At 32.8% G+C, this 4,459-nt stretch carries 2 protein-coding genes and 2 pseudogenes; all 4 read left to right on the top strand.

From position 1 onward, the window contains the following. The first annotated feature begins 148 nt into the window (after positions 1-148). The 4 genes and pseudogenes from BVH02_RS21085 (at position 149) to BVH02_RS21840 (ending at position 4,299) form a co-directional block, all read left to right on the top strand. Complete coding sequence (locus BVH02_RS21085; RefSeq protein WP_086503451.1) at positions 149-1,054, top strand: hypothetical protein; 906 nt, start codon at positions 149-151, stop codon at positions 1,052-1,054. A 332-nt stretch (positions 1,055-1,386) separates the two neighbouring features. After that, positions 1,387-1,542: pseudogene (locus BVH02_RS21920) on the top strand (DUF4236 domain-containing protein); the annotation flags it as partial. Between the two features lie 1,047 nt (positions 1,543-2,589). After that, positions 2,590-2,817 (top strand): annotated as a pseudogene (locus tag BVH02_RS21845) (DNA translocase FtsK); the annotation flags it as partial. Positions 2,818-3,222: 405 nt separating this feature from the next. Continuing rightward, a complete protein-coding gene (locus BVH02_RS21840; protein WP_240507485.1) occupies positions 3,223-4,299 on the top strand; it encodes an AAA family ATPase in 1,077 nt (358 codons plus the stop codon). Positions 4,300-4,459: the final 160 nt, after the last annotated feature.

The following is a 4,459-nucleotide window of genomic DNA, read 5'->3' as shown; positions in this document are numbered from 1 at the left end:
AACAGCAAATTTGCACAAAAATGGCTGACAGTAGTTCAACCCAGGTTTCTCGTTAATTATTTAGTTCAGTGCGGTGCGACAATGGTTCTGCAAGTAATGCCATTTATGCACAAATTTTCAAAACGTTACCAGCAATAATACCTAAACAGTGGAAATAGAATATAGCATACAGAAATTTGATTTTTTCCCCGACCAATTTGACGAAAAAGGGAAAGTCGACCTTGATTCGGCAATTGGAGTATTTCAAAATTTTGAGTTCCTCGAACAGTTAAAAAGTGCTGAAAGATTAGAAACTACTTCTTGTATACCGACCATAATTTACAAATCAAACAAAGGGAAAAAGCTGACAATTTCTGCTTTTGACGGAAATGGCTTTTCTCTACTCTATGAAACAGCTGAAAAAGAGGTTGAATTTTTTATTTCTAACAATTTTGAAGAAAACCCTTCTGGAATTTTAGTTGAGGAATTTATTGAAATGTTCTACGAACAGACAATAGAAAATGAACTCATTTTAGTGAATAAAGAGCAAATTATTACAGAAGAAAAAGAGCAAATTATTAAGCCGACAAATAAAAATGTTATAATTTATTCATTTAAAGACAAAGGAAAATTAAGATACTTTTTATGGTCATTACCTTGGCTAATAATTTCTATTATTCTGGCTTACTACAACTTGAAATCAGGGTTTCAATTTGGTTGGTATTATGTGGGTCTTGTTTGTCTTTTTTGGTTTCCTGCTTTAATAGTTCATTTAAGTTATTGGTTCAAGAACAAAAATGCTCGTGTTTTAATCGACCGAACGGAAAAAACGCTGACCTATGAAAAAGATGGAGAAATTATTAAATTTAATCGTTCAGACATTAAACTTTGTGAATGGAATCATTCAAATTATTCTAGGTCGACAATGTTTGAATATAGTTATCTCTGGTTTGTACTTAACGACAAAAGAAAAATCGTAATTACAAATTTTGTGACCGAACCAGAAAATATTATTAATGCACTTAATTTAAAGTATAGCTCTGAAAAACGAACAGCACCTTTTCTACCTATATAAATTACTGCTGGTAACAACAAATTTGTGTTAAAATGGCCGACAGTGGTTTACGTTAATCCATTCGTTAATTATTTAGTTCAGTGCGGTGCGACATTGATTCTGCATTAATGCCATTTCAACACAAATTCGCACACCGTTAGCGGTCATTCTAAAAAACGACAGTGCAGTAATTAAACGTCATCCTAAATGAACAAACTAATCGCCAAAACATCAAAACCATTAATAATACTCCTTAACGCAATTCGACAGAATTGTGTTTTGCTTGTGACAAAGCAACCATATGCAAACGTTTATTTTATTTCATTACTTTTATTGACCAACGATTTTTAAATATGTCTTTCCGTTTTAGAAACAGAATTAAAGTAATGCCAGGTATTTATTTAAATATTGGCAAAAATGGAGTAAGTACCACAATTGGGCCTAGAGGTGCAAACATAAATATTGGAAAAAATGGCGTTTACCTAAATACTGGTATTCCCGGAACTGGTCTTTCCAATAGAGAAAAGTTATTTGACGGAAAGCCAAACAATTCTAATCCAATTCCGAATAATAAAGAAGTTGTAAATACAAATGAGCTGGAAACTGAACATGAAATAATAACAAGCCATGGTTTAATTGGCTTAAAAGAAAACATTGAAAACGCAAGGGAAAACAGAAAAGAGCTTAATAATGAAATAAAAAAAACAGAAGAAAACTACCAGCAACTATTAAAAGAATTAAATAAAAAACAAAATAGCTTTTTATCAAAATTATTTACCCAAAAAATAACAGTAGAAAATATTCAAAATGAAGTTGAAGAAACAAAAGCTTACTTAGAGGAGATAAAAGGACAGTTTGAAGAAAGTCGAGCAGATATAAACATCCATTTCGATAAGGAATTAGAGAACCAATACAAAAAAGTTATAGTAGCGTTCAAGTGGTTAGCTACGTCGAAGAAGATATGGGACATAACTACTGAAGTTGTAAATACTGAAACAAAATCATCAGCAAAAACAATTGTTAATAGGCAAGAAGTAAGATTTAATATAGAAAACATAGAATTTATTAAATCTTCCATCTCTGCATTACATTTTGAGAATACAACTGGAAGCCAAATTTATATTTATCCAGCGTTTGTTTTAACTATTGATAATTCGAAAAACCTATCGCTTATTGATATTAATGAATTTAATTTTTCGTTTAGACCTCAACGCTTCTTAGAAGATAAAGAAACAATTCCAACCGATGCAAAAATCATCGACCATACTTGGGCAAAAGTAAATAAAAACGGAACTCCTGATTTGCGTTTTGTTGGCAATTATCAAATTCCTGTTGTTCAATATGCAGAATACACGTTGTTTTCCAATAATGGCATAAATGAAGCATACAATATCAGTAATTTTGAATTCGCCAAAAGTTTTGCTGACGAATTAACTAGCTACATTTCATTATTAAAAAAAACCGAAAAGAGGGATAATAATAATAATATTGAACACGGTACAAATGAATTTCCTCCAGCAAATAATCATTTACCAATGAACGACATGACAAATTTACTGGAAGACTTAGACCCTTTAATAGAAGATTCAGCTCGGCTTATAGTCATGCACCAACAGGGTTCGACTTCTTTAATCCAACGTAAATTAAAGATTGGCTTTAATAGAGCGGGTAGAATCATTGACCAATTAGAATCAATTGGTGTTGTCGGTTCTTTTAATGGAGCAAATGCCCGAGAGGTGCTAATATTAGATGAGAATAGTTTAGAAGTATTTTTAGAAAAATTGAAGAAAGGACTAATAATTCCCTTAGTTCATTCTCAATTTAGTTTTAAATATTTCACTCTTCTAGAAGATTTTTCCAAGACTGCACAAAGTGTAGTCAAAAAAATAATTGATAATGAAGCGTTGACCAGTAAACTCAACTTATCTAAAGACGGTTTAAAAGATTCTGTTAATTTTATAGTTGGCTATGAACTTTGTCAAATCTTATACAAGCTTACAGACAAACAAGTAATTCCCTCATCTTTGGAAGCCACTGGGCTTCTATTAATTTACAGTAAGCTAATCTCAGACCCGTCGGACGATTTGCTAACTAAAGGATATGAATCTGTTGTAGAACTATTTGAGAATGGAAACCTACTAAATCCAGCGTCTGGTGCGTTAAAAATTGGAGAATCTCAGTCATTGCAAGTGAAAGTTTCTAGCAATGATTCAGAATTAATTTGGACTGATGAATTAACTAAAAAGTTGCCAATATTAATTGCGCTTAAACACCAAGACGATTCTTTTTTTGATGAATATTCTCAATTCCTTTATCATTTCGCTAACATAATTGCTAAGGCTGACAATAAAATTTCCGAAAGTGAAGAAATACTGCTCAAAGAAATCTATAAAGCTTTACAAAATCCCTTACCTGAAAAAGCAAATCATAATAAAGTGATTTCAAATTCAGATGGAACTCTTGATGACGCAATAAGAGAACTTAACTCACTTATTGGTCTGGACAACGTGAAATCAGAAATTAAGACGTTAATAAATTTTATTAAAATTCAGAAAGCTCGAGAGGCAAAAGGTTTCAAAACTTCACCACTTTCATATCATATAGTTTTTAAAGGTAATCCTGGCACAGGAAAAACGACAGTTGCGAGGATTGTAGCGAAAATATATAAAGCGTTAGGTGTTTTACAGCAAGGTCAACTTGTAGAAACAGACCGTTCAGGGCTGGTCGCAGAGTATTTAGGACAAACAGCAATTAAAGTAAACAAAACCATTGATAGTGCCATAAATGGCGTATTGTTCATTGACGAAGCTTATTCCATCATAAGTGACGCAAAAGATAGTTATGGCAAAGAAGCAGTCGCAACTCTTATTAAAAGAATGGAGGACGACCGAGACAAGTTGATTGTTGTTATTGCTGGCTACACAAACGAAATGGATGATTTCATTGAAACAAATCCGGGCTTTAAATCAAGGTTTAATCGATATATTGAATTTACCGATTATACTTCAGAAGAGTTGTTGTCAATTTATGAAGGGCTTTGCAGTAATCTTGACTACAAACTTACAGACGATGCAAAAACTAAACTGAATGAGATTTTTACTGTGGCTTACAACAACCGAGATAATTCGTTCGGCAACGGACGTTTTGTGAGAAATATTTTCGAGAAATCTATGGAAGGACAAGCAAATAGAATTGCGGGCATAGTCGAACTGACAGATGAAATATTGACCACGATTACCAAAGACGATATACCGAAAAATCTATAATTGGTTCGATATGGTCGAATAAAAAGAAGAACGAACCGCTAACCACAGGTTTGCAAAATTGCTCGGACAGTGCGTAACGAAAGTTCATCAGTTTTACTAAATTTAGTGCCGATTGAAAGGTTTTTGCAGGTAATTACGCAACTTCGCAAACCCGCCAAAC

Origin of the sequence: Algoriphagus ratkowskyi, from assembly GCF_002150505.1 — a bacterium.
Lineage (GTDB): Bacteria > Bacteroidota > Bacteroidia > Cytophagales > Cyclobacteriaceae > Algoriphagus > Algoriphagus ratkowskyi.
Note: the sequence above shows the minus strand (reverse complement) of the source record. Positions and strands in the feature narration are given on the sequence as shown.